This is a genomic window from Pseudofrankia sp. EUN1h (genome assembly GCF_001854645.1).
GTDB classification, from domain to species: Bacteria; Actinomycetota; Actinomycetes; order Frankiales; family Frankiaceae; genus Pseudofrankia; species Pseudofrankia saprophytica.
In genome coordinates, this window is the sequence record NZ_MBLN01000025.1 from 308,667 (window position 1) to 332,248 (window position 23,582).

Sequence of the window (23,582 nt, forward strand, 5' to 3'; positions counted from 1 at the left end):
CAGTCACTTTAAGTGTTGCAAGTGATACAAGAAGTGACGTGGATAAGCCCGCGGAGTACCTCGCCCGGCCGCTCGCCACGAGTGCGGCGCTGCCGGTCGCGACACCGGTGCCCGGCCCCCGGCGAGATCTGGCCGGGTCAGAGGTGGTGCTCACCGGGGGCAGGGGGTTCCTCGGCGGCCACGTCCGGGCGGCGCTCGCCGGCCGGGGCGTGGTGCTGCTCGGCCGGCGCCGACCGGAGGTGCTCGCCGCGTACGAGCGCTGGGCCTCGGTGGATCTCGCCGCCGGGGCGCTGGTCACCCACCATCTCAAGGCCCTCGACGCACCGGCGGGCACGGCACTCTGCCACCTGGCGCACAACTTTGGTGACCCCGAGCAGGCGGTGACGATGTCGCTCAACCTGCTGTCCGCGGTCAATGCCTGCCCGCAGATCACACGGATGGTGCTGATCAGCACGGTCTCGGTGTATGGACCGCGCCACCGTGGCCTGGTCGAGGAGACCACGGCCTGCCGGCCTCGCTCGGCCTATGCCCGAGCCAAGCTCGCCGCGGAGCAACCGTGGCTGACAGAGTTGCGCGCCGACTGCGAGCTGGTGGTGCTACGGATGGGCTCGGTGATCTCCGCCCAGCGGCCGACCTCATACCAGCCGATCTTTGATGCGCTGCGCAGACCGGTCCGGGCGGCCGCGCTCGGCTCGCTCCGGCGGGGCACCCCCGTGTCCTACGTGACGGCGGGCAATGCCGCCGCCGCCGTCCGGTTCGCGCTCGACACCCCGCTGGTCGCGCGCCGGGCGGTGTTCAACGTCGTCGACGATCTGGGCCGCGCGGGTGCGGCGCTGGCGCGGGCGAACGTCGACTACGCGGCCATGCAGGACGCCGTCCGGCGGCTCGCCGGCCTGCCCGCGCTGTGGCGGTTGCCATTGCCTACGGCGGCGGTCGACGGCGCTGCCCTGGTGATCGGCCGCCCTCGGCCGGGGCAGTGGTACAGCTCCGCGGCGCTGCGGGCTGCCGGGTTCGCCGCTCCGCGCGCGCTGGCCGACGAGATCGCCCAGATCGTCGACGGCCAGTTCCCGGACCGAGCCCGCGCCGGGGGCATCGGCGCGGGCGGTGAGGCCGACATCGCCTCTGGGGGTGGCGCGCCGTGCGGGTGCTGACAGTGGTGATGATGGCCGACGCCCGCCGTGGCGGCGGCCTGGCCGAGCGGGCCTACCAGCTGACCCGCGCCTACGCGCGGGCCGGGGAGCCGGACCTGCGCGCCGAGTTGCTCACCCTCGATCTCGACCTGACCGACACCCGGATCGGGTCGCTGGCTCCCGCCGCGCTGACCACGGTGCCCTGCCCGAACCGCCGTTTCTACGTGCCGGCGCGGCCGGATCGGGTGGCCGAACGGGTCGCCGCCGCCGACGTCGTGCATCTGTTCGGGCACTGGACGGCACTGGGCGCCCTCGGTTACCGCGCCGCCCGCCGCCACGACGTCCCGTGGGTGGTCTCGCCATGCGGCTCACTGCCGGTCGCTGGCCGCAGCCGCGTCGCGAAGCGCGCCTACAACGCGGCCGTCGGTACTCGGATGGTGCGCGACGCGGCGGCGGCGATCGCCGTCACCGCCGACGAGACGGCGGACTTCGCGCGGTACGGCCGCGATTCGGCCGCCGTGCGGGTGATCCCCAACGGGGTGTCCGCCGCCGACCACGAGCGGGACGCGGGCGGGGCGTTTCTGCGCCGGCACGACCTCGCCGGCCGCCGCTACCTGCTCTTCCTCGGTCGGCTCAACCGGATCAAAGGCGTCGACCTGCTGGTCGAGGCGTTCGCGGCGTCCGACGCGGCCGCCGACGGCTGGCTGCTGGTGCTCGCCGGGCCGGACGAGGGGCTCGCCGCGGAGCTACACGCCAGGGCCTCGGCGCTCGGGGTGGCCGACGYGGTCCGGTTCGTCGGCGTCGTCGCCGGCGCCGAGCGCACGGAGGCGCTGCGAGCGGCGTCGCTGCTGGTCGTGCCGTCGCGGCGGGAGGCGATGTCGATCGTCGCCCTGGAGGCCGGGGTGAACGGCACACCGGTGCTCATCACTGATACCTGCGGTTTCGACGAGGTGGCGCGGTGCGGGGGCGGGCTGGTGGTGGAGGCGACGGCGCCCGGCCTGGCCGCCGGGCTGCGCCAGCTGCTCGCCCGGCCCGACGCACTGGCCCAGCGCGGCGCGCGGCTGCGCGCGCTGGTGCTCGCCGAGCTCACCTGGGAGCGTGCCGCCGCTCGCCACCTCGAGGTGTTCGCCGACGTCGCGCCGGCCGCCAGGGCCGCGACCGAGCTTGTGGGAAGGGGACTACGCCGGTGYGGGTGACCATCGTCAGTCAGTACTTCTGGCCTGAGCAGTTCCGGGTCAACGACCTGGCCGTCGGGCTGCGGGAACGCGGCCACCAGGTGACCGTCCTGACCGGGCAGCCGAGCTATCCGCGTCGCGAGGTGTTTCCCCGCGGTCGGCGGCCCAGCTGGGAGTGGTACGAGGGCGTCCAGGTAGTGCGGGTGYCGCTGGCCTCCCGCGGAGATGGCGAGCGATGGCGGCTCGCACTGAACTACCTGACGTTCGCCGCGAGCGCCAGCGTGTTCGGCGTACCGCGGCTGCCGCCGTCCGACGTCGTGCTCGTCTTCCAGATATCGCCGGTGACGATGGTGGTGCCGGCGTTGTTGCTGCGCCGGATCCGCGGGACCCCGGTGGTGCTGTGGGTGCAGGATCTGTGGCCGCACACCCTTCGCGCGACCGGTGTGRTGCGCTCCGAGCGGGTGCTCGACCTGCTCGAGAAGGCGGTCGGCGCGGCTTACCAGCGCTGCGCCCGGGTGCTCGGCCAGTCCGAGGACTTCCTGCCGCTGCTGCGCGCGGCCGGCGTGCCGGCCGACCGGCTTGACTACCTGCCGAACTGGGCCGAGGACCGCTACCGCCCGCTGCCTCCCGACCCCCAGGTCCGCCGGGAGGCCGGGATGCCGGCGGGGTTCGTCGCGATGATCGCCGGCAATCTCGGCGTGGCGCAGGCCCTCGAGACGCTGGTCGATGCGGCCGAGCGGCTGCGTGACCTGCCCGCGGGCGCCGACGTGCACTGGGTGGTCCTCGGCGACGGCCAGCGCGGCGAGTGGCTGGCGGACGAGGTGCGCCGAAGGGGCCTCGGTGACCGGGTCCACCTGCTGGGGCGCGCGCCGCTCGAGCGGATGCCCGCGTTGCTCGCGCACGCGGACGTGGTGGTCACGACGCTGCGCCGGGACCCGGTGTGGGCGCTGACGATCCCGAGCCGGGTGCAGTCGTTCCTGGCCTGCGGCCGGCCGGTGGTGGCGGCGGCGGACGGGACGACCGCCCGGGTCGTGGCGGCCGCCGGCGGGCTCGCGGTCCCAGCACAGGACGCGGCGGCACTCGCCGACGCGATCGCGTCCGTGCGCGCGCTCGCGCCGGCCGAGCGCGCGGCGATGGGGAACGCCGCCCGCGAGTACTACGTGACGCATTACGAGCGGACCGCTCTGCTTGACCGGGTCGAGCGGCACCTGCGCGCCGCCRCGGCCCGCGCGCCTGGACCCGAGGGGATCCCGGCCGCACGGCCCGCGGAGATGGCCGACCAGCCACGACCACCACATCCGGATCGGCCAGCGGCGACCGCCGCACCCGGGAGGGCCAGATGAGAGTCCTCGTTCTAGGCGGTGACGGGATGCTTGGCCACGAGCTCGCCGGCACACTCGCCGACCACCATGACGTCGCTGTGACGGTGCGGGGCGCCGGCCGGCTGCCGGCGGCGCCGGGCGCGCTGCCGGGCGACCGGATCGTCACCGGCATCGACGCTCGCTGCCACGATGACGTGGCCGACCTGCTCGACCGATTCCGGCCGGACGCGGTGCTCAACGCCATCGGTCTGGTCAAGCAGCGTAGCGAAGGACAGACGGCGCTCCCCGCCGTCGAGATCAACACGATCTTCCCGCACCGCCTTGCCCGGCTGTGCCGGATAGCCAACATCCGGCTGGTGCACGTCAGCACCGACTGCGTGTTCTCCGGCCGGCGGGGCCGCTACACCGAGGACGACCAGCCGGATCCGGTCGACGTCTACGGGATGTCCAAGCTGCTCGGCGAGGTCCGGGAGGCGCCTGCCCTGACGCTGCGGACCTCGATCATCGGGCTGGAGCTGGCGGGCCGGGCCAGCGGTCTGGTCGAGTGGTTCCTCGGCCGCAGCGGCCAGGTATCCGGTTACCAGCGGGCGGTCTACACAGGGCTCACGACGATGGAGATCGCTCGACTCCTCGACCGGATCCTCACCAAGCACGAGGACCTGACCGGGCTATGGCACGTGGCCGCGCCGGAGCCGATCACCAAGTTCGATCTGCTCGTCCGGCTGTCGGAAAGATTGCGCGCGGCCGGGCGTCCGGCGGCCGAGGTGGTGGCCATCGACGGCCCGCCGTGTGACCGCAGCCTGCTTGCCGACCGGTTCGCGGCCGCGACCGGTTACACCGCCCCCGGCTGGGACTCGATGCTCGACGAGCTCGCCGAACGGATCATGCTGAGGGACCACGGAGGACGCAGCGATGACTGAGAGCACAGCGAGCGCGATGGACAGCGCCGGAATGCTTACCGGCCGGCGCGTTCTGGTGACCGGTGGCACCGGGTCGCTGGGACAGGTGCTGGTCCGGCGGATCCTGTCCGGCGAGGTTGGGATACCGGCCAAGGTGATCGTGCTGTCCCGGGACGAAGCCAAACAGCATGCGATGCGGCTGGCCTACCTGCGTCAGCGGGTCACGACCGACGAGACGATCTACCGGAACTTCGACCGGATCCTGGAATTCCGCCTCGGCGACGTCCGGAATTACTGGGATGTCGCCGCGTGCGTGCGCGACGCGGACGTCATCGTGAACGCGGCCGCGCTCAAGCAGGTGCCCGCGTGTGAGTACTTCCCCGAGCAGGCCATCCTGACGAACTGTTCGGGCGCGTCGAACATCGTGCGCGCGGTCGCCGAGCATGGCTACCAGGTGGACTGCGTCGTCGGCGTCGGCACGGACAAGTGCTGCAAACCGGTCAACGTCATGGGCATGACCAAGGCGCTGCAGGAGCGGATCTTCACCGCCGCGAACGTCGGCGTGCGCGAGCGGTCCGGGCGCTCCCGATTCGTCGGCGTGCGTTACGGCAACGTGCTGGCCTCGCGCGGCTCGGTGATCCCGCTGTTCCTCGACCAGATCGCCCGCGGCGGGCCGGTCACGGTCACGGTCACCAGCATGACCCGGTTCCTGGTCACCCTGGACGAAGCCGTCGACATGATCTTCCATTCAATCCAGCGTGGAAGGCCCGGGGAGATCCTCGTACCGCGGACGCCCGCCGCGACCGTCATCGACATCGCACACGCGCTCATCGGTGACCGGGACGTGTCGGTGGAGGTCGTCGGGGTGCGCCCCGGCGAGAAGATGCACGAGGTCATGGTCTCCGAGGAGGAGTGCCACCGGACCCGCCGCGACGGGCAGTACTACGTGATCTCGCCGATGCTGCCCGAGATCAGCGAGCCGTCGCTGGCCAGCGAACTGGCCGGTGAGTACAGCTCGGCGGACAACGTCGTCGGGCTGGCCGAGACCACGGCCCTGCTGCGGCGCAACAACCTGCTACCGCCGCTGCCCACACCGGCCACGGGCTCGCTCGGCCCGAGCGTGGTGCCCGACCAGCGGACCGGCGCCGGCCCCGTGGCTCACCCGGCCGCCGAGGCAGGCGGGCCAGGCGAGCATCCGTCGACCGACCACCTCGACCTGCTGCGGTAGGCAGAGAAGAAGGTCTCGCGGCGGTACCGCTCGAGGCCCGGCCCTCGGCGTTGGCCGCTGCTCCGAGGGCGCTGACCAGACGCACCCGGGCCTACTGGGCCAGGTCATGAAGGGGGCCCCGTACCCGGGCCTAACCGGCCCGGGTACGGCCCCCTTCACGCTTCACGGTCCTGGAGGCCCTCGGCATCGTGGTTACCGCCCGTGACCTGGCTGTCGTTGAGGCACTGGGCCCACGCGCTGCACGATTCCCGGTCAGTAGTCCCGCCGAGACCCGGTCGTCGTCAAGGGCGTCCGCCGCGGAGCCGGTCGGCTGTCCCTGCCACGTCCGGACGCGCCAGGAACCCCTGGATAGCCGGAAACACGCCAGGCGCCTTGTCCACGATTGTCGGCCGGTGCACCATCGCGACCGACACGGACCCGGTCCCTCGCCGCCTGCCCGCCATACACGAACCGGCAGGCCGCGACCATGATTCCGATTTTGATGGGCAGCGACACCAGAAGGTCTGTCACGGTCCACTCCGAGGTCAGCAGCAGGGTGAACAGCGACACATACAGCGCGGTCAGCCRCAGGTCGCGCGCCGGGTGCAGAGTCTCGTCCACGAGCCGGTAGCCSGCGCCGATGATGGCGGAACCGACGAGAACCACGAGCAGCCCGCCGTGCCGGAACAGGTCCRCCTGCGGCGAGATCGCGGCCGCGCTGTACAGGTTCGCGGGCGTGTCGTAGTACTGCTGGTTGAAGGTGTAGCCGGCGGTCCGCACCGGCTTGTCCGGCCAGAGCGCGCGTGGGACCAGACCCAGCACCGGGTCGGTGATCAGCTCGAAGATGCTCTGGTAGGGCACCAGGTTCGGGGTCTTCTGGACGACGGCGGCGAGGCTGTCTACAGACCGACTGCGCTCCGTTACGGTCGAGCCGACCAGGGTCGTCAGGGGTGGCTGATCCTTACCGTCGTCGTCGCCGTCGCCGCCGCCGCCGCCCTCCACCGTCTGGACGACGACCTGCGGTGCGATGGCGACCGCCGCCGGTGCCGACATGTTCTCTCTTCCGTGCGTCCGGACCAGGTCCCGATAAGCGGCGTTGAACGGCACCACGACAAGCACGAAGACGGCCGCGGCGCCCAGCAGTGCGCGCAGCGGCAGYCGTCCGCGGGCGACGGTGAAACTGACGCACACAGCGAGCAGGGTGAAGACGAACTGTCCTTTCATCCCGCTGATCAGCCCGAAGCCGACCTCGGTCCCGAGCAGGACCAGGAAGGCCGTCCGCCGACGGACGCCGCCGAACCGGGCCAGCTCGACCGACGCGATGGCGAGCGCGGCGAGCCCGAGGCCGCCGGCCTGTACCAGGATCTGCGCATACCACGACGAGCCACTCACAGCCTTGGACGGGTCGGCCAGGTAGCCGAACTGCCCGAGGGCGATCTGGGCGACCCGCGCCACGATGGACACACCCGCGAGAACCCACACGGCCCTCGGTCGGTACCTTCCACCGCCGTCGCCGTCGCGTTCCGAGGTCGCGACCGCGGCCAGCCGCTGTCCCATACGAAGCGCGAGCAGGCCGGGACCGACGAGATAGCCGATCGCCCAGAGCGGCGCGGTCAGGCCGATGATGGCCAGCGCGTGCGCGACGCTCGACCGGTCGATGGTCGCCAGAAATCCGGACTGCGGGTTCCGCCACGCGATGGACGCGAGCCCGGTGGTCACGGCGGAGACCAACAGGGACCATGGTCCGAGTCGGAACTGGCGCAGACCGCGCCCTCGGCGGCGGCGGCCGCGGCCGCCGCCGACCAGCGCCGCGACGGCCAGGTACTCAACCGTGACGGCGAGGGAACGCAGAACCACCCGATCGGGAACAGCCGGCACGATGGCGAGGTCGACCAGCCACAAGACGATCGCCACCGCGGCCAGCACGGTCCACGCCGCCGGCATACCCACACGGGCCGCGTTGTCTCCCGGCTTGGAAGGATTCTTCGCCCCAGAAGGCACGGGCTGAGCCAGCGCGGCCCTACGGGTGTCGACCGTGGTCACAGGACGGCCTCGAGCAACTCGGTGAGCCGATGCTGGTACGTGTGTTCGGCGTGGCTCCGTCGTGACGCGGCATCGCCGACGGCGCGCGCCGCCGCCCGGTCGTCCACGCACCATTTGATCCGATCGAGCAGCTCGCCGAAGGTGCTGAACGCGAGAACCTCGCGCTCCTCGTCGAACAGCCCGGGCAGCGCCTCCCGCCGCTCACACAGAACCGTGCCTCCACAACCCGTCGCCTCGAACAGTCTGCAGTTCACGCTCTGCATCTCCGTCGGGTGCAGGGCGTTGACGACGGCACAGGCCCCGCGGAACACGGCCGCTTTCTCCTCACCGGCCACGTAGCGCCCGGTGTGCTGCCGGACCAGCCGAGGCTCCCGAAGCCAGCGGGTTATCGCCGGCCCGTAGATCCGCACGTCGACGCCGTGGTCGAGGAGCTGCCCGATCAGCCGGGCACGGGCGCTGTACATGTTGCCCACGAACACCACCTGCGGCAGTTCCGGCGCGGTGTCCGGTGGCCGGTGGCGGACCGGGTTGCACGCCTCCGGCAGGTAGTACGCCGGCAGGTCAAGCAGGTCGGACAGCCGGCGGGCGAGGAGCGGGTCCTTGAAGAACAGCGCGTCGTAGTCGCCGAGCAGCATCCGCTGCCGTTCGAGGTTGGCCACGGCGTCCGGGAACCACAGGCAGACCCGGACCCCTCGTCGGCGCAGCTCGCGCACCGTCGCCGGCAACAGGTTGAGGTCGACCGAGACCACCAGGTTGATCCCCGCACGCTCGGCCGCCGCCACCAGACCGCGCTGGTACGCGAGGACGGCGTGGTCGGAGGCACGCCGGACGAACTCGAGGGTGGCCGCGACGGCGCGGCTGGCGGGCTGTGGGAAGGCCGGGCCGAGCGCTACCGGGTGAGCGCCGACGTCCGGCAGGCACTGCAGGATGTTCTCCGCGAAGCTGTCGCCACCGATCGGCCCGATCACGCCCACCCGAACCGAGCCACTGACCGGAGCCGGGCCGTCGTCTTTCATGCGTTACCTCTTCCCGATTCGGAGGGGACGGCGAGCCAGTCCTTGCGACCCCGTCCGGTGACCCGATGCAGCCTGGCCGGCACGGACCTGGCCGTGATGTCGACGGCGCGCAACGCCACCCGGAGCAGGAGGACGAAGGTGACCAGGTAGGCGATGCTGGAGGCGATCGCGGCTCCGGCGACGCCGATCGTCGGCACCAGCGTGGCGAGCAGCGCCACCGTCAGGGCCGAGCCGGTCCACTCACAGCGGGCCACCGCGAGCGTCCGCCCAAGCCCACGCAACACGTCATCCATCGCCCGGTTGCAGCCGAGTACCGCCGCGCCCGGCGCGAGCAGCCAGAACAGCCAGATGCTCGGCCCGTAGTCGGGTCCGAGCATCACGTGCACCGCCAAGGGCGCGGCGACGCTGAGCACGCCGATGCACAACGCGCCAACGGCGAAGCTCGCACCCACGGTGGCCAGCACCATCCGACGGTCGACCCCGGAGGCCGGGCCGTGCGCGAGGTTCGCTCTCCCGGCCGCGAGGCGGGGCATCGCGACGTTGCCGAAAGCGGAGCACACGGGCTGAGGAAGCATCGCCATCGAGACCGCGACGGCGTAGTGCCCGACCTGCGCTGGCTGGACGATCACCGCCAGCAGGAGCAGATCCAGAGTCGTGTTGAGCAGATACGAGATCGACGAGAGCATCGTCTTGCCGCCATAGTCGGCCAGACTCCCGCCCATGGAGCGACGCAGCCGACCCCGCCCGGGAAGCGCCTGACGACACAGCACCGCGGCCGCGACGGCCTGCAGGCCGATCGAGCCGATGAGACATAGCACCGCGCGCTCGACGGTCAGCAGGTCGGTGACGGCCAACGCGACCACGGCGGCGGAATAGCAGACCGGTTGGAGCGTACGGGTCACGTTCCAACTGCTGATCCGGGTTGCCTGCAGCGCGAATATCCAGGCGGAGGCGCCGAACACCACAGGCTGGGCGGCGAAGGCCACCCGAAACGCTGTCACCGTGGGGTCATCGACCACCAGAGGCGCAGCCGCTATACCCGCCGCGCCGACGAGGATCCCCAGCCCCAACAGCATTGCCCCGCCGGTGCGGACGGCGTCCCGGGCGCCGGGGCGGTTCCGTGCCACCACGTAGCAGATTGCGTAGGTCAGGCCGCACTCGCCGACCGTCGTGGCGGCCAGCATGTAAGACGTGATGACGGCGTAGGTGCCCCGCCCGGACGGCCCCAGGTAACGAGCGAGGATCAGGCCGCCTGCCGCGCCCAGCCCACTGACGGCGACACTCGTCACTGCCGTCACTCCGACGGAGGCCAGATATCCGCCGCGTCGTTGGGCTTTGGGTACGCGGTGCTTGGCCCGGGTCACGTCGTCTGGTTCCGCGGGAACGGCATGCGTTCCAGGGTCGCGACGACACGGTCGAACCGCTCCCACCGAGGCGCGAGCGCCAGCACATTCGACGTGAACTGGCCATGCGTGGCGAGGCCCTGCGGGGTCAGGTTGAAGATCATGTAGCCGAGCTCGGCGAGCCAGGCGACCAGTTCCGCCTGGCTTCGGCCCTGGCGGGCCAGGTGCCCGGGCAGCATCTCCAGCAGTAGCGCCGGCGACCGGGCGAGGAGCAGGTTCTCGGCGCCACGCAGTACGTCGATCTCGAAGCCCTCGACATCGATCTTGACGAGATCAGGGGGCCGGTGCCGCTCCGTATGGGCGTCGAGGGTGGTGAGAGACGCGACGCGGTCGGCGGATCCGATGTCGGTGACAGGATGAGCGAGGCCAGAGGCGTCACGGTAGACCCGCATGCCGATCTCGCCGACCGTCGCGCCGACGGCGCAGGACTCGAGCCGCACCTGCGACAGCCCGTTGCGCCGGACCATCGCTTCCAGGACCGCCATCGTGTCCGGCACCGGCTCGAAGGCATGCACCTGCCCGGACGACCCCACGAGACCCGCGGCCCACAGGGTGTACACGCCGATGTTCGCGCCGACGTCGTAGCAGCAGTCACCGGGCCCGAGCACGGCGGCGAACACCGGGGCCAGCGCTGGCGGACGGTAACGCAGCGCGGACAGCTCTCGCGCCGACCCGTCCCGGGAGCTGTCGACGTCGAAGAGCATGCCGTTGACGAACCGGCCGCGAAGCGGGCCGGCGTACTCATCGGTCGACCCCTGGGCCCACCCGACGACGCGGTCGCGACCACGCACCTCGGGAAGGTTGGCGGCCAGCCGGCCGGCGAGGCGCCAGCGCAACGGGCCCCGTCCGTGTCCTTGGCCGGGCCGCCGCGATGTCAGATCGGGCCGTCGGTCGGTCACCGCCGCGCCCTTTCCTTGTCGCTGTTCTCGCCGTTCGATGACGCACAGTGAAGGGCCGAGGCCGGGGCCGGCGACGAGGTCGTCAGAAGATCCACATGGCGAACCCTAGGTGGGACCTGTCAGTTGCGTCCGCTCCGCCTGATTCGGTCAGGCGGTGTCGGCGTGCCGTGGCCGCGCTCCACCATCCCGATGTTTGGACACTTACAGTCACCGCTGTGCTCGCTACGCATCGCATCAATACCGAGGCCGAGACCAGGGCCCGCCGCCCTCGCGTCCTGCTGCTGGCGCCGTCCGGAGGGCTCGGTGGCGGCATCGAGCGCTACCTTGGCGCCGTCGAGGAACGGCTGCGCGCCGGCGGCGCCGACGTTCATCGGGTGGACCTGCTCGGCCCGGCGAACTCTCTCAGTCTGCGGACCCGGTTGCGGTTCACGGCCGCGGCGCTGCGTACCGCCCTGCGGTCCGGCCCGTTCGACACGGTCTTCGCCGGCCTCCCCAATCTCATCCCGGTGGCCGCGGTGGCCACGCCCCTCGCCAGGGCGCGGCGTGGCCTGGTCCTGTTCCACGGAACGGACATCTGGGCGATGAGAGACGTGGACCGGGTGATACTCACCCACCACCCGGTTCTGCGCCCCATGACCGTGAGCTCCTACAGCTCCGGCGCGCTCGCCCGCATCGGCATGGCACCGGTGCTGCGACCCGGCATCGCGACCTCGTGGCGCGCGGCCCTGATCGCCGCCGGTGACCGACGGTCCACGCCGGGCGCCGTCCCCACGCTGCTCAGCGTCTTCCGGCTCAACGACGCCGACTGGGTGGGCAAGGGACTGTGCGAACTGCTCGCGGCGCTGCCGACGGTCCGCACTCACATCGGCCCCGTGCGTCTCGTCGTGGCCGGCCAGGGCCCGGTTCTCGACGCGGTGCGCCGAGCGGTCGCGGGGCATGAGGACGTCGACCTGGTCGAATCGCCGGACGACGCGACGCTGGCCGAACTGTATGCGGCGGCGGACCTGTTCGTGCTGTGCACCCGGACCCGGGTGCAGCCGCCGCGCAGCGGCGAGGGCTACGGACTGGTCCTGACCGAGGCGCAACTCGCCGGATGCCCGGTCGTCGGACCGGCGTACGGTGCGCGTGACGCGTACGTGGACGGCCTCACCGGCGCCACMCCCGCCGACGAGTCCCCGGCGGCGCTCGCCGCGGTGCTGGTGGATCTGCTCTCAGACCGGGCTCGGCTCACCCAGATGCGGCAACGTTGCGCCGAGTGGTCGCGGATGACCACCGAGCCGGCGGAACACATCCGAAACGTGTTCAGAGCCATCCTCGGTACTCCTCCACCCACGCCGCACCCTCGACCGACGCAGTCGACGCAGTCGACGCAGTCGACACAGTCGGGGCAGTCGGGGCAGGCGGGAAGCCCTGCCAGCCAAGCCCCTGTGCCGTCCCCACTGTCCATCCCCGCGATCCCAGCGCAGCCGACTCCTACCGCATCGCGGTCCGCCCGCCCCGCGGGAAGCGACGTCCGGCACCGATGACGTCGCGACGGCGACGGCGACGGCGATTTCTGATCATCAGGATGAGCGCTCACCGCACCGCGGGCGGCACGGCGAGCAGCCTCGACCAGGTTTGTCAGCCGGCTTGGGGGCTCGCCCCGGCTACGCCCGCGGCTGGGGCACCCCCTCGGACCCGACGTGCTGAGGCCATGGTCAGCGCAGCGGGTCCTTCGTGTTCTTGCGCCAGTACACGCCGGTCCAGTCGATCTTGACCAGCGGATCGTCGATCTGGTGCGCGTTGCGGTAGTCCTCGACCGCCCGCCGGCATCCCTCTACGGCGCCGTAGTCGTCGATGATGCAGAAGCCTCCGTCTGACAGCCGCGGGTAGAGAGCGTCCAGCGCCTCGCTCGTGCTCTCGTACATGTCACCGTCGAGCCGGAGCACGGCGAGCCGCTCGACCGGCGCCGTCGGCAGCGTGTCGCGGAACCAGCCGGGCAGGAAACGCACCTGGTCGTCGAGCAGGCCGTATCGCCGGAAGTTCTCCCGCACCTCGGCCTCGGACACCACGAGCTCGGTCCATTTGTGGTGGGGATCTCCGGCATCATCCGGCCACCGCTCAGGATTGGGCGCCGGCAGACCGGCGAACGAGTCGGCGACCCATACCGTACGGTCGCGTACACCGTGTGCCGCCAGGACGCCGCGCATCATGATGGCGGACCCACCCCGCCAGACACCCGTCTCGATAAGGTCCCCGGGAACATCATCGGCGAGTACCTGCTCGACCGCCTCCTGAAGCTGCTTCAGGCGACGGCTTCCCGTCATGGTGTGCGCAAGCCGAGGCCAGTCCCCACCCACGTCACGCGCGCCGGCGGCGCTGTATCGGACCAGTTCCAGTCCGCGCGCCTCGAGAAGTCGGAAAAGGACGCGGTGCGCCGCGCGGCGGGGCCGCCAGATCCTGCCGTCCCGCCCCTCCCAGAGTGAAAAAGTGAGGGTTTCTCGCAGCAGGTCCAGATAACGGCCCGCCAATTCGGCGGAATCGACATGCGAAAGTTCCATTACTGCTCCTAGTCCGTATCGTCCGTCGAGACGCCGATATCAGCGGAACCAGTCGGCCTCATGGCGCGCCAAACCGGCGGGTGTCGCGTCCTCCCCTTGGCCCGTCAAGTCTGGCGGATATCCATCGCGACATCGCGGAGGACACGCTGAAGGCGGGAGTCCGACTCCGCCGGACAAGCCCGAGGTAAGGTACGGCGGCGGCGCGGGGCGGGTTTTTCTCCAGACGTCCTCGGCGCGTAGGCCATGAGGTTATGCCCGATTGGCGGAATGATCCCGTGGTGTGGCGTGGACGCAGCCCGACCGCGGGCTTCTCCGCCAGGACCGTCTCGGTTCCTTCCGCCCCGGGCCCCCGTCCCCTCAGGACATGGCAAGAATCCGGAGCAGTATTCCGGCGGGACCGTGGAGTTTCAGGCGGGCTCCACGATCATCCAGCCGATGGTCGAAGTGTCGCTCGAGGAAGCCGACGTGATCGTGAAGCTCGTTCCCGCGACTCTCGCGGACACACCTATCGGCTGAGGTGTGCCGACCCCGGACAGGTTCTGCGGGGTCAGGAAGATCCGGCTGTTCGCGGTGACGGCGCTTGTGGTGACCGTGGCCGCGCCGCTGGACAACGTGGCGGCACCGAGGCGCGCGTTGGTCCCCTCCTTGACCAGGAGCCCGTTTCCGGCGTTGCCTACGATCAGGTCGCCACCCGTCTGGAGAGTCACATTGGCGAGGAGGTTTCCGCTCCCGTCCCGTTCGAGTGTCACGTCCTCGGCCGCGCCGAAATCGATTCCATCCTTGGCGGCACCCAGACGCAGATGTATCGTGTTGGCCTCGCTTCGGATTCTGGTCGCGAACGCCTTGATGTTCACGTATGATCCGCCGGTACCCGAGTCGACGGTCATCTCCCCACCGGAGCCGGCCGTACCGTTGTTGAGCCACTGGTTCGCGCTGATGGACCCTTCCAACGTCGATTCGAGGCGCCCGAAGGACACCGCCTGCGACGTGGTCCCGTAAATGGCCAACCCGTTGTACAGACGCATTTCTCCCGCGGACGTGACGCCACCCGACACGGGCCGGTTGACCGTGACCGTCACGTTTGTGGCAGTGGCCGTCGCAGCAGCCGACATGGTGGCCGCGGTGGGGGACACGATGGACGCGATCGTCGTGGCGCCCGGGATGCCGGCACCGCTGATGGAGAGACCCACGTCATCGGCCCGGAATCCCGCGCTCCCCGACGAGACGGTCGTCGAACTGTTGGTCGTCGTGAAGTCCTCGAACACCCGACGGCGCCCCACATAAAATGTGCCGAGCGCGAGGAGGTCCTTTCTGAACTCAAATGGCGTTCCACTCGTCGCGTCCATGAATGGTGCGTTGGTCGATTCGTCCAGATCCAGAACGTAGTGGTCACCGATATTGTCGTTGCGGTCGACGATCAGCTCGTTGGTGTGGACGACCGGATGGAAGGCGTTGCCCTGGGCATCGATCAGCGCACGCGTCGACAGCCATTTGCTCCGCTGGCTCATCGCCCGGTAGAAAGTCCCCTGGTCGCATCCCACGCCAGCCGCGTAGGAAATCAGGTTCGACACCTTGGTCAGCTGCGTCGAATCAATGGATCCATGATGGAAGAGGACGACGATGCTGCGGTTCGCCACGGCCTCGTCGATGTACCCCTCGATGGTCGCCTGGGACGGGGCGAGGATGTCTATTCCCGGGACGTCGAAGGGATCCGGCGCGTTTCGGCTGACCACACCMCGGCTACAGCGGAAGAACTCGTGCCGCCGGCTGACTATTTCTTTCACCCGGTCGTTCGCCGACCCGCCTGGGTAGGAACCCGTCTTGACCGAGAAGCCGAATTTCGATTGAATGTCGCCGATGGCGGCACCTAGCAGGAGATCGAGCGCCACCGCACCGTATGTCAGGTAGTAGGTCCCAAGATCTTCATGATTCTTGCCGTGCGTGGCGATCTCGTGGCCGGCGGAGACGATYGCCGCAACCTGTGCGGTGGTGATGTACGAGTCCCCGTATACCGGAGACGTCCCGGCCTGGTCCACCCAGTCAACCGACAGGAATAATGTTCCCTTGATCCCGTTGGAGGCGAGCAGGGAGAAATATCCCGCCTGGGTGTCGTAGCCGTCGTCGCCAGCCCAGACCACGAAAGGTCCAGGCTCATCGCTTGTCAGGCTCACCGGAGCGACGTCAAATTGCATGCGTTCCTCCCTGAAAATGGATTGTTCGGTCGTATGCGGTCATCACAAGGACGGGCCGCATGTCGCCGTGATCGACAGCGATGTTCTCCTGTCCAGGTTTTCCCGGATGTCCTTGGCCGAGCGGAAGATGGCCCGGTCGGTGGCGCTGACGCGGCGCGGGCGGGCGGGCGCGATAGCGGTCAGGGGGTGCCAGGTACCAAGTGGTGGCGAAGCCGCGTTCACCATGGGCTCGGACGGCGCGGGCGCCGACGTCCGTGAAGATGACGGGCCGGGGCAGGGCGGGACCGATCGCTGGCCGTGGGTGGGTGTACCCCGGCGCCGCGCGCCTGATGGGGCCGTGTTTCTACTCGTCCTCCTGGCCGCGGGGCTGTGGAGGCAGCGGGCCAACGACTCGGAGGTGTGCCCCCGACAGGCGGCCGACGCTGGACCTCTGGACAGCCCGTCGAGCCAGCCGCTTGACAATGTTTCCAGATTGGGAAACTGTTTCCAACATGGATGACAACGTGTTCACGTCGAGCCTGCACTACCGGGACCCGAAGGCGGCGCTGTCCTGGCTGGCCGAGACGTTCGGGTTCGAGGTCACGATGGCGATCGACGGGCCGCCGGACGCCCCGGAGATGTGCCACTACGAGATGAGCTGCGCCGGCCGCGGGCGGATCATGATCGGCGGCGAGTGGGCCGAGTGGGCGCGCAGTCCGGCGAGCGTCGGCGGAGCCAACACACAGCGGGTACACGTCCAGCTGCCCGACGGTCTCGACGAACACTGCGAGCGGGCCAGGGCCGCCGGCGCCCAGATCCAGGCCGAGCCGGCGGACCAGTTCTACGGCGACCGGACCTACCGGGCCGTCGACCCCGAGGGGCACTCCTGGACGTTCTCCGCGCACATCCGCGACGTCACGCGCGCGGAGGCCGAGGCCGAGCTGGGACAGCCGATCATGGCCACCGGCTGGGCATGAGCGAGCCCGCGCTCGCGGGGCTGGACGGCACGCTTGCCGCGCTGGCCGACCCGGTCCGGCGCCGCGCCGTGGAGCTGCTCGCCGAGCGGCCGCGCCGGGCCGGTGAGCTGGCGAAGGAGCTCGGCACCGCGCCGTCGACGATGAGCAAGCACCTGCGGGTGCTGCGCCAGTCCGGCCTGGTGACCGAGACGAGCCCCGAGTTCGACACCCGGGTGCGGATCTACGCGCTCACCTCGGCGCCGATGGCGGAGCTGCGGCGCTGGCTGGTCGGCGCCGAGCAGGCCTGGGCGGAGCAGCTCAGCTCCTTCGCCGCCCACCTGGAACACGACGCGGACGTCACGCCCCGGGCGCTCGATCCGGACGGCGCGCCTGATGCCGCCGATGCTCCCGGCGCGGGCGACGCGGCCGAGAGGTCGCAGCCATGACCGAGGGATCACGCGTCCTGGTCGCGCTGCGGGTACCGGCTCCCGCGGCGCGGGCGTTCACCGTGTTCACGGCGCAGATCGCCGACTGGTGGCGGCCCAACGGCCTCTTCTCGTTCAGCGACCGAACGGGAACCCTCGCCTTCGAACCGGGCCCGGGCGGCCGGCTGGTCGAGACGTATGACGACGGCGGCTCGTTCGTCGTCGGCCACATCCGCGTCTGGGAGCCGCCCAGCCGGCTCGTGCTCAGCTGGCGCCACGCCAGCTTCGCCCCAGACCAGGAAACCGAGCTGCACGTCCGGTTCGACGAGATCCGTGACGACGCCGCCGGCCAGCCCGTCCAGACGCGCGTCACCGTGGAGCACTTCGGCTGGGACCGGCTGCCACCCGAGCACGTGGCCCGGCATGGCTTCCCGCTGGCGGTCTTCCAGCTGCGCTTCGCCGAATGGTGGCAGTCGCTGCTGCAAACCCTCGCCCGCGTCGCCGTCGAGGCGACCGGCGCGGGAGGCTACTGGTGATCTGGTGGGATCCTCGGACCCCGAGCTCCGAGGATCCCACCAGATCATGAACCGGGCCATGATCCGGTGAAACGATGATCCGGTGGAGTCGTCGGCACCGTCCCGATCAACGACCACAGGATTTTCCCGCTAAGGCACCGGGTCCGCGCGGGCGCCAGCGGCGGCGGCGGCGTGGGCATCAGTGCCGAGGCGCCGAACCGCGACGCGACGCAGGGTCCAGGTGATGACGCCGGTCTCCGGCGGCGCGGACGCCAGTGCCGCCAGGTCGGTGGCGAGCCGGTCGAGCTCGGCCTCACGATCACCGAACAACGGGTCTACCCGCCAGACGCCGAGGTTCATGGCGAACATCGCCGCCGCGGCGGCGACCGGCGGGCTGAGCCGCTCGGTGGCGTTGTACTCGACCTCGAAGTCCGGCGTCGACTGGCGAGCGGCCAGGTCGTGCAGCGCGGTGTTGAGCAGCCGGCCCGTGTGCAGCGTCGTACCACGGGCGGCGAGCAGACGCCTGGCATGGTCAAGGTAGGCGGCGAGGACAGGCTGGTCGGTGTTGATGGACTCGATCTCGTCAAGCAGCAGCACACCGTGCGGCGCGAGCTGGGTGATCCAGCCGTCGACGGCGGTCGTGACGTCGGCCAGGTGTGCCAGCAGGAGCCGCGCATAGACCACGTCGGCGCCGCGAGCCTGAGCTGGGAACGGGACACGTCGGACGTCGTGCCGAACGAACTCGATCTCGCCCGCCTCACCGGTACCGCCGCCGGTTCCACCCTCGACGCCCGCCTGGCCGGCCTGACCCGCCTGGTCGTCGACGTGGGTGGAGCCGGCGACGGCGAGGAACGCCCCTGAAGCGTCCAGCCCGACGGTGCGCCGCGCGCCCGTGGCGGCCGCGAGCAGACGGGTCGTGTGGCCGGGCCCGCAGCCGAGGTCGACCGCGAGCGCCGGCCGGGTCCCCGCGGGCACCCGCGCGGCGACGAACGCCCGCGACCCCGGATCGAAGACCTCGGAGACGAGGGCGAGCCGGCGTACCGCCGCCTCGGTGTCCCGGAAGGCATACGGGGTGAGGATCTCGAACGTCGGCTCGACGGTGACCGGGCAGGCGAGCGACGCGGCGATGTAGCACTGCCGGTGCGCCAGCTGGACGAGTCGGCCCAGCCGGTCCTCGGTCGTGTCCGTGACGGCCGTGATCCGTGGCCGCAGCACGATCTCGGTGATCCGGCCGCCGCCCCTGCCGTCCTCGGTCAGGACGGCGTGACCGGCCTCCTGGTAGTCGCGCACGTCGATCCGGGCACGGGCGGCGACCGCGAGAAACGACAGCAGCTGGCAGGACGCCGCCGACAGGACCAGGAGCTGCTCGGGGTTCAGCAGGGCCGGGTCACCGCGGAACGCCGGGTCCGAGGACAGCCGCAGGGCCGCCGCGGCGGTACTCGCGTGCCCCACGTGGGCCCGCGAGTACCGCTCGTACCCGGCGCCGGTGGATCCGGACCACGAGCAGGTGACCGAGTAGGTGTGCGTCGGCGGACGAGGCTGGGTGGCGTGGGTCTGCGCGGCAGCGACCATGCCCGCCATCTTCATCCAGGCACCGGCTCCTCGTTAAGGGGAAATGTCGTGGCGGCGCCCAGGCGACCGATCCGTGTGTGTTGTCTCTCAGCGCGGGCTCGACGTCGGACGGTCCGCCCGCTGCGTCGCGTCCGCGCGCCGGCCGGCCCCACTCCAGCCCGCGGCGCCGACGGCAGGACGTCCGCCGGCCAGGTCGCCACGGTGCATCCGGCTGCCCGTCACCAGCAGATTCACACCGTAGACGAGCAGGAACAGGCCGAACAGCAGCGCCAGAGTTAGTGCACCGGCGTAGGGGTGGGCGAACACGACKATCCCGAACAGGATGCTGGCGACGCCGAGCAGCCCAAGGCTGAGGCGAAGACCGCCGGTCCCGTGGGAGGCGACGGCCGACCCGATCTCGACCACCCCGGTGACCACCGCCCAGGCCGCGATCCAGATGGCCAGCACGAACGCGGTGATGCCGGGCCACACGAGCGCCACGATGCCGGCTGTGATGTCCAGCAGTCCGAGCAGAACGTGGCCGGCGACCGGGCCGGCCCGGTCGCTGGCGAACGCGCGGTGGAACTGGCCGAACGCATCGCAGAACACGTAGACCGCGAACACCACCACCAGCGCGGCGATGGTGATGTGGGGCCACGCGATGGCGAAGATCCCCAGAATCACCGCGACCGTGCCACGTACCAGCATGGACGTCGATGTCGACCTGACCAAGTCCGTCGACGTGACCATGACTGCTCACCCCCTGAGTTTGTCCACTCTCTTTCCGTGTGCATGCCCAGTTGAGATTGGACGACGCCCACGACAGCCGACCGGCCGGTTCAGGCGATGGGGATGTCGCGGCGACGCAGGCCAGCCAGACCAGCGGCGGCCAGGGCCAGGGCCAGGACGCACAGGATCGCCAGCGGCGCGGCGGTGACGGAGCCGCCGGGAGGGCGGGTGGCGTGGGTGAAGGGCGAGACGTCGAGGAGCCAGTGGCTGAGATTCAGGCCGGAGCCGACCAGGCCGATGAGCAGGCAGGCGGCGAGTGCCGCCCAGCTGACCGGCCACAGACGCGGGACCAGGCCGAACAGGGCGAACGCGAGGGCGGCGAGCACCGCGACGGCGGGCAGTTGCACCGCGGCGGAGCTGAGCCCTCTGGCCGTCTCGTGGCCGATGCCGCCGGAGCTGGCCCCGTAGACGAGTCCCGTGACAGTGCCGGCGACCAGCATCGCGAACGTGGGGCCGAGGACGGCGAAGACGAGGTGGCTCGTGGCCCAGCGCAGCCGGCCGACGGCCGTGGCCAGGACGGGCTCCGCCCGGCCGCTCGCCTCCTCCGCGCGCAGGCGCAGCACCGCCTGGATGGCGTAGCCGGCGGCGATCATCCCGAGGATGGACATGATCGAGGCCAGGTAGGAGTTCACGAGCTCGGCACGGCCGCCGAGGCGGGTGAACACGTCACGCAGGCCGGGGTTGTCACTGACCAGGTCCGTCACGCCGCTCGCGACGCCGCCGAAGACGACGCCGAGCAGCGCGAACCCGGCCACCCAGCCGGCAAGCAGCCCTCGGTGCAGCCGCCAGGCCAGTGCCAGCGGTGAGCCGAACGCGGGCCGAGCCGCCGCCGAGCCGAGCCGGTCGGGCAGCAGCCCGGCGCCGAGATCGCGCCGCGCCGACAGCGTCACGGCGACCGTGACGAGAACCGCGACGATGGCCGCGGCCACCGCGAACACCCACCAGTGCCGGGCGCCGGACGGTCCCGCGAACGGGTAGACGCGCTGGAGCAGCCCGATCGGCGAGACCCACGACAGCCATTCCAGCGTGCCCCCGGAGCCGCCTGGGGTGGTGGAACCGCCGCGATCGCCAAGGATCCGCGCGGCGTAGGCGGCCGCGAGCGCGGCGGCGCCGATCCCGCGCGCGGCGCCGGCGCCGGTCGTGAGCTGCGCGGCCACCGCCCCGACACCGGCGAAGATCCAGCCGGCCGCCGCCCATTCCAGGCCGACGGCGACCGACCCAGCCACGGGCAGGCCGCGCAGACTCAGCGCGACCGCCGTCACCAGCGCGACGCACAGGTTCGCCGCGAACGTGACCATGAGTGCGGCCGCCAGGCCCGCCTGGCGGCCGACGACCGTCGAACCAATCAGCTCACGCCGGCCAGCCTCCTCCTCTGTCCTGGTGTGCCGGATGACGACGAGCAGGCTGATCAGGCCGACGACGACCGGGATGAACCCACCGCGCCAGGTGACCAGCTCGCCCAGGCTGGAGCCGGAAAGCCGGCCGTAGAGCGCCGTGAAGGTGCCGTTGTGCGCGCCGGTCGCCGCGAAGCGCGCCCGGTCCGCGGGCGTCGGGTACAGGTCGGCGAACGCCACGGCGAAGCTGACCGGGAGGATCCCGACGATGTAGACCCAGATCGGCAGCAGCACCCGGTCGCGTCGCAGCACCAGCCGTGCCAGCGCGCCGGTCCCCCGCAGGCTGGTCATCGCCGCGCCTCCGCACGCCCGTCGGCGGCGGGGGTCGCCTCGGCGTCCGCACCCGCCTGCTTCGCACCGCTGGTCGCGTCCGCGGTCGCGCCGCCGGACTCCACCGCGTTCTCCCGGCCTGTCCGGTCGTAGTGACGCAGGAACAGCTCCTCCAGCGTGGGCGGCTTGCTCACCAGGCCGCGAACCCCGGCCGAGGCCAGCCGCGACAGCGCGGGGGTGAGCGCGTTGGCGTCCGCCTCGAAGCTGACCCGGTCGCCGTCGGTCACCAGGGCGTGGACGCCGGGCAGGGCGGCGAGACCGGCGGCGGTCACCGCCGGGTCGGCCGAGGCGACGAGGTCCGCCGCCACGACGGTCCGGGTGAGGTGGCGCATCTCGGCGAGCGTGCCGGCCTCGACCGTCCGCCCGTCACGAATGATCGTGACCCGTTCGCACAGCGCCTCGACCTCGTCGAGGAGGTGACTGGACAGCAGCACCGTGCGCCCGTCACGGCGCTGCTCCTCGCGGACCAGCTCACGGAACTGGTCCTCCATCAGCGGGTCGAGGCCGCTCGTCGGCTCGTCGAGCAGCAGCAGCTCGACGTTCGAGGCGAACGCGGCCACGAGCGCGACCTTCTGCCGGTTGCCTTTCGAGTAGGACCGGCCCTTCTTGCGCGGGTCGAGATCGAACCGCTCCAGCAGCTCGGCGCGCCGTCGCGGGTCCAGCCCGCCGCGCAGCCGGCCGAGCAGGTCGATGGCCTCGCCACCGGACAGGTTCGGCCACAGCGTCACGTCGCCGGGCACGTACGCGAGCCGGCGGTGCAACCCCGTCGCGTCCCGCCAGGCGTCCTCGCCCAGCACGGTCGCAATCCCGGCGTCGGCCCGCATCAGCCCGAGCAGAATGCGCAGCGTCGTGCTCTTGCCCGCGCCGTTGGGCCCCAGGAAGCCGTGCACCTCACCGGGGCGTACGACCAGGTCCAGCCCGTCGAGCGCCCGGGTCACCCCGAACGTCTTGACCAGCCCTTCCGCCCGGATTGCCTCACTCATGGTCGTGGCCCTTCGCCACCGTGCCCGCCACCGTCGCCGGCGAGGGCCGACGAGAACGGCGGGCGTGCCTGAAGCTGGTCATAGGCGGCCCGCGCCTGGGCGGCCTGGTCCTCGGTGAGCAGGGGGTGCGTGTAGAGGTCGACGATTGCCCTGCCGAGGCGGATGTGCCCGCTCGCGTCGAGGACGTCGGCGCCGAGCGCGCGCGAGACCTGGTCGTGCAGCATGAGCAGCCCGGTCTGCATGGCGACCAGCGCGGCGGCGAACGCCCGCGGGTCTTCCGGCTTCGCCGGCAGCCGCTCGTCCCGCGCCCACTGCTCGGCGAGATCGACCATGCGGTCGAACAGCGCGGCGGCCGACGGGGAGCCGTCGACCAGCGATCGCGCCAGGTAGCGCTGCATCAGCAGTACCGACGGGTAGACGGCGGCCATGTACGCGGAGTCGGCCAGCCTGCCGGCGAGGACGGCTTCCTCCTTGATCGCCATCGTGTGGTCGAGCGCATGCGCGTCACACGCTTCGCGCAGCGCCTCCTTCGACCCGAAGTGGTGGCGCACCAGGCCCGACGACACCCCGGCCGCCGCGGCGATCCCCCGGATCGTCGTCGCCTCGAAGCCCTGCTCGGCGAACAGCCGCAGCGCCGCGTCTCGGATCCGCGCCTTGGCGGTCAGATCCTCGTCCGCTCGCTCCATCCGCATCGTCCTCTCCCCCTCCTGACCGGGACTATACGTCGAAGCAGTTGGCTACACACCTGTGTAGTGTTACCCGTGCCGAGCTGACCTATGCCCCGGGGAGCGAGGGCCTTTCGGGCCCCAGGTGGCAGTTCGAGCGGGTGCGGGG

General features: G+C 71.1%; 20 protein-coding genes. 9 read left to right on the plus strand and 11 right to left on the minus strand.

Annotation, left to right across the window (positions count from 1 at the left end):
• The first annotated feature begins 38 nt into the window (after window positions 1-38).
• The 5 genes from BCD49_RS07600 to BCD49_RS07620 are packed head-to-tail and all read left to right on the plus strand — an operon-like array spanning window position 39 to window position 5,754.
• Window positions 39-1,151 carry an NAD-dependent epimerase/dehydratase family protein gene (locus BCD49_RS07600; RefSeq protein ID WP_007511794.1) on the plus strand — a complete coding sequence of 371 codons (1,113 nt, stop codon included), beginning with the start codon at window positions 39-41 and terminating at the stop codon, window positions 1,149-1,151.
• A complete protein-coding gene (locus BCD49_RS07605; RefSeq protein ID WP_071041311.1) occupies window positions 1,139-2,326 on the plus strand; it encodes a glycosyltransferase in 1,188 nt (395 codons plus the stop codon). The genes BCD49_RS07600 and BCD49_RS07605 overlap by 13 nt, the downstream gene beginning before the upstream one ends.
• On the plus strand, window positions 2,317-3,648 hold the full coding sequence (locus tag BCD49_RS07610) for a glycosyltransferase family 4 protein (protein WP_083401330.1): 1,332 nt from the start codon (window positions 2,317-2,319) through the stop codon (window positions 3,646-3,648). The genes BCD49_RS07605 and BCD49_RS07610 overlap by 10 nt, the downstream gene beginning before the upstream one ends.
• A complete protein-coding gene (locus BCD49_RS07615; RefSeq protein ID WP_007511790.1) occupies window positions 3,645-4,547 on the plus strand; it encodes a dTDP-4-dehydrorhamnose reductase family protein in 903 nt (300 codons plus the stop codon). Before BCD49_RS07610 ends, BCD49_RS07615 begins: the two co-directional genes overlap by 4 nt.
• Window positions 4,540-5,754 carry a polysaccharide biosynthesis protein gene (locus tag BCD49_RS07620; protein WP_007511788.1) on the plus strand — a complete coding sequence of 405 codons (1,215 nt, stop codon included), beginning with the start codon at window positions 4,540-4,542 and terminating at the stop codon, window positions 5,752-5,754. Before BCD49_RS07615 ends, BCD49_RS07620 begins: the two co-directional genes overlap by 8 nt.
• Window positions 5,755-6,006: 252 nt before the next feature.
• On the opposite strand, the gene BCD49_RS07625 is transcribed toward BCD49_RS07620, so the two are convergent.
• The 4 genes from BCD49_RS07625 to BCD49_RS07640 form a co-directional block, all read right to left on the minus strand.
• Window positions 6,007-7,677, minus strand: a complete 1,671-nt coding sequence (locus tag BCD49_RS07625) for a hypothetical protein (protein ID WP_241832280.1) — start codon at window positions 7,675-7,677, stop codon at window positions 6,007-6,009.
• Window positions 7,678-7,772: 95 nt separating this feature from the next.
• On the minus strand, window positions 7,773-8,792 hold the full coding sequence (locus BCD49_RS07630) for a CgeB family protein (protein WP_007511785.1): 1,020 nt from the start codon (window positions 8,790-8,792) through the stop codon (window positions 7,773-7,775).
• Window positions 8,789-10,156: a lipopolysaccharide biosynthesis protein gene (locus tag BCD49_RS07635; protein WP_027140316.1), complete on the minus strand. Its 1,368-nt coding sequence runs from the start codon at window positions 10,154-10,156 to the stop codon at window positions 8,789-8,791. Before BCD49_RS07635 ends, BCD49_RS07630 begins: the two co-directional genes overlap by 4 nt.
• On the minus strand, window positions 10,153-11,031 hold the full coding sequence (locus tag BCD49_RS07640; protein WP_035924403.1) for an FkbM family methyltransferase: 879 nt from the start codon (window positions 11,029-11,031) through the stop codon (window positions 10,153-10,155). The genes BCD49_RS07635 and BCD49_RS07640 overlap by 4 nt, the downstream gene beginning before the upstream one ends.
• A gap of 278 nt (window positions 11,032-11,309) precedes the next feature.
• On the opposite strand from BCD49_RS07640, the gene BCD49_RS07645 reads away from it, so the two are divergent.
• Window positions 11,310-12,620, plus strand: coding sequence for a glycosyltransferase family 4 protein (locus BCD49_RS07645; RefSeq protein WP_051466159.1), 1,311 nt, complete (start codon window positions 11,310-11,312; stop codon window positions 12,618-12,620).
• A 171-nt stretch (window positions 12,621-12,791) separates the two neighbouring features.
• Here the strand turns inward: BCD49_RS07645 and BCD49_RS07650 are convergent, their stop codons facing one another.
• Together BCD49_RS07650 and BCD49_RS07655 are read right to left on the minus strand one after the other, a co-directional pair.
• Window positions 12,792-13,634, minus strand: a complete 843-nt coding sequence (locus BCD49_RS07650; protein ID WP_007511780.1) for a TylF/MycF family methyltransferase — start codon at window positions 13,632-13,634, stop codon at window positions 12,792-12,794.
• Between the two features lie 407 nt (window positions 13,635-14,041).
• On the minus strand, window positions 14,042-15,826 hold the full coding sequence (locus tag BCD49_RS07655; protein WP_007511778.1) for a polysaccharide deacetylase family protein: 1,785 nt from the start codon (window positions 15,824-15,826) through the stop codon (window positions 14,042-14,044).
• A gap of 491 nt (window positions 15,827-16,317) precedes the next feature.
• Between BCD49_RS07655 and BCD49_RS07665 the strand changes: the two genes are divergently transcribed.
• The 3 genes from BCD49_RS07665 to BCD49_RS07675 are packed head-to-tail and all read left to right on the plus strand — an operon-like array spanning window position 16,318 to window position 17,722.
• Entirely contained in the window at window positions 16,318-16,782 is a 465-nt protein-coding gene (locus BCD49_RS07665; protein WP_027140315.1) for a VOC family protein, read from the plus strand.
• Window positions 16,779-17,207: an ArsR/SmtB family transcription factor gene (locus BCD49_RS07670; RefSeq protein WP_007511776.1), complete on the plus strand. Its 429-nt coding sequence runs from the start codon at window positions 16,779-16,781 to the stop codon at window positions 17,205-17,207. Before BCD49_RS07665 ends, BCD49_RS07670 begins: the two co-directional genes overlap by 4 nt.
• Window positions 17,204-17,722: an SRPBCC domain-containing protein gene (locus BCD49_RS07675; protein WP_007511775.1), complete on the plus strand. Its 519-nt coding sequence runs from the start codon at window positions 17,204-17,206 to the stop codon at window positions 17,720-17,722. The genes BCD49_RS07670 and BCD49_RS07675 overlap by 4 nt, the downstream gene beginning before the upstream one ends.
• Window positions 17,723-17,851: 129 nt before the next feature.
• On the opposite strand, the gene BCD49_RS07680 is transcribed toward BCD49_RS07675, so the two are convergent.
• From BCD49_RS07680 to BCD49_RS07700, 5 genes are all read right to left on the minus strand, one after another.
• Window positions 17,852-19,288: an OsmC family protein gene (locus BCD49_RS07680; protein WP_007511774.1), complete on the minus strand. Its 1,437-nt coding sequence runs from the start codon at window positions 19,286-19,288 to the stop codon at window positions 17,852-17,854.
• 72 nt (window positions 19,289-19,360) lie between these two features.
• Window positions 19,361-19,960, minus strand: coding sequence for an HdeD family acid-resistance protein (locus BCD49_RS07685; protein WP_232793942.1), 600 nt, complete (start codon window positions 19,958-19,960; stop codon window positions 19,361-19,363).
• A gap of 131 nt (window positions 19,961-20,091) precedes the next feature.
• The gene (locus BCD49_RS07690) at window positions 20,092-21,726 is read right to left on the minus strand and encodes an ABC transporter permease (RefSeq protein WP_007511771.1); all 1,635 of its coding nucleotides are present in this window, start codon (window positions 21,724-21,726) and stop codon (window positions 20,092-20,094) included.
• Window positions 21,723-22,748 (minus strand): ABC transporter ATP-binding protein, encoded by a 1,026-nt coding sequence (locus tag BCD49_RS07695; RefSeq protein WP_007511770.1) that lies wholly within the window; start codon window positions 22,746-22,748, stop codon window positions 21,723-21,725. The genes BCD49_RS07690 and BCD49_RS07695 overlap by 4 nt, the downstream gene beginning before the upstream one ends.
• Window positions 22,745-23,440 carry a TetR/AcrR family transcriptional regulator gene (locus BCD49_RS07700; RefSeq protein WP_007511769.1) on the minus strand — a complete coding sequence of 232 codons (696 nt, stop codon included), beginning with the start codon at window positions 23,438-23,440 and terminating at the stop codon, window positions 22,745-22,747. The genes BCD49_RS07695 and BCD49_RS07700 overlap by 4 nt, the downstream gene beginning before the upstream one ends.
• Between the last annotated feature and the right edge of the window lie 142 nt (window positions 23,441-23,582).

Bases quoted from the DNA above. Each gene is read 5' to 3' on its own strand.
- BCD49_RS07615 (WP_007511790.1), top strand. From the start codon at position 3,645: ATGAGAGTCCTCGTTCTAGGCGGTGACGGGATGCTTGGCCACGAGCTC.
- BCD49_RS07620 (WP_007511788.1), top strand. From the start codon at position 4,540: ATGACTGAGAGCACAGCGAGCGCGATGGACAGCGCCGGAATGCTTACC.
- BCD49_RS07630 (WP_007511785.1), bottom strand. From the start codon at position 8,792: ATGAAAGACGACGGCCCGGCTCCGGTCAGTGGCTCGGTTCGGGTGGGC.
- BCD49_RS07650 (WP_007511780.1), bottom strand. From the start codon at position 13,634: ATGGAACTTTCGCATGTCGATTCCGCCGAATTGGCGGGCCGTTATCTG.
- BCD49_RS07665 (WP_027140315.1), top strand. From the start codon at position 16,318: ATGGATGACAACGTGTTCACGTCGAGCCTGCACTACCGGGACCCGAAG.
- BCD49_RS07670 (WP_007511776.1), top strand. From the start codon at position 16,779: ATGAGCGAGCCCGCGCTCGCGGGGCTGGACGGCACGCTTGCCGCGCTG.
- BCD49_RS07675 (WP_007511775.1), top strand. From the start codon at position 17,204: ATGACCGAGGGATCACGCGTCCTGGTCGCGCTGCGGGTACCGGCTCCC.
- BCD49_RS07680 (WP_007511774.1), bottom strand. From the start codon at position 19,288: ATGAAGATGGCGGGCATGGTCGCTGCCGCGCAGACCCACGCCACCCAG.
- BCD49_RS07690 (WP_007511771.1), bottom strand. From the start codon at position 21,726: ATGACCAGCCTGCGGGGGACCGGCGCGCTGGCACGGCTGGTGCTGCGA.
- BCD49_RS07695 (WP_007511770.1), bottom strand. From the start codon at position 22,748: ATGAGTGAGGCAATCCGGGCGGAAGGGCTGGTCAAGACGTTCGGGGTG.
- BCD49_RS07700 (WP_007511769.1), bottom strand. From the start codon at position 23,440: ATGCGGATGGAGCGAGCGGACGAGGATCTGACCGCCAAGGCGCGGATC.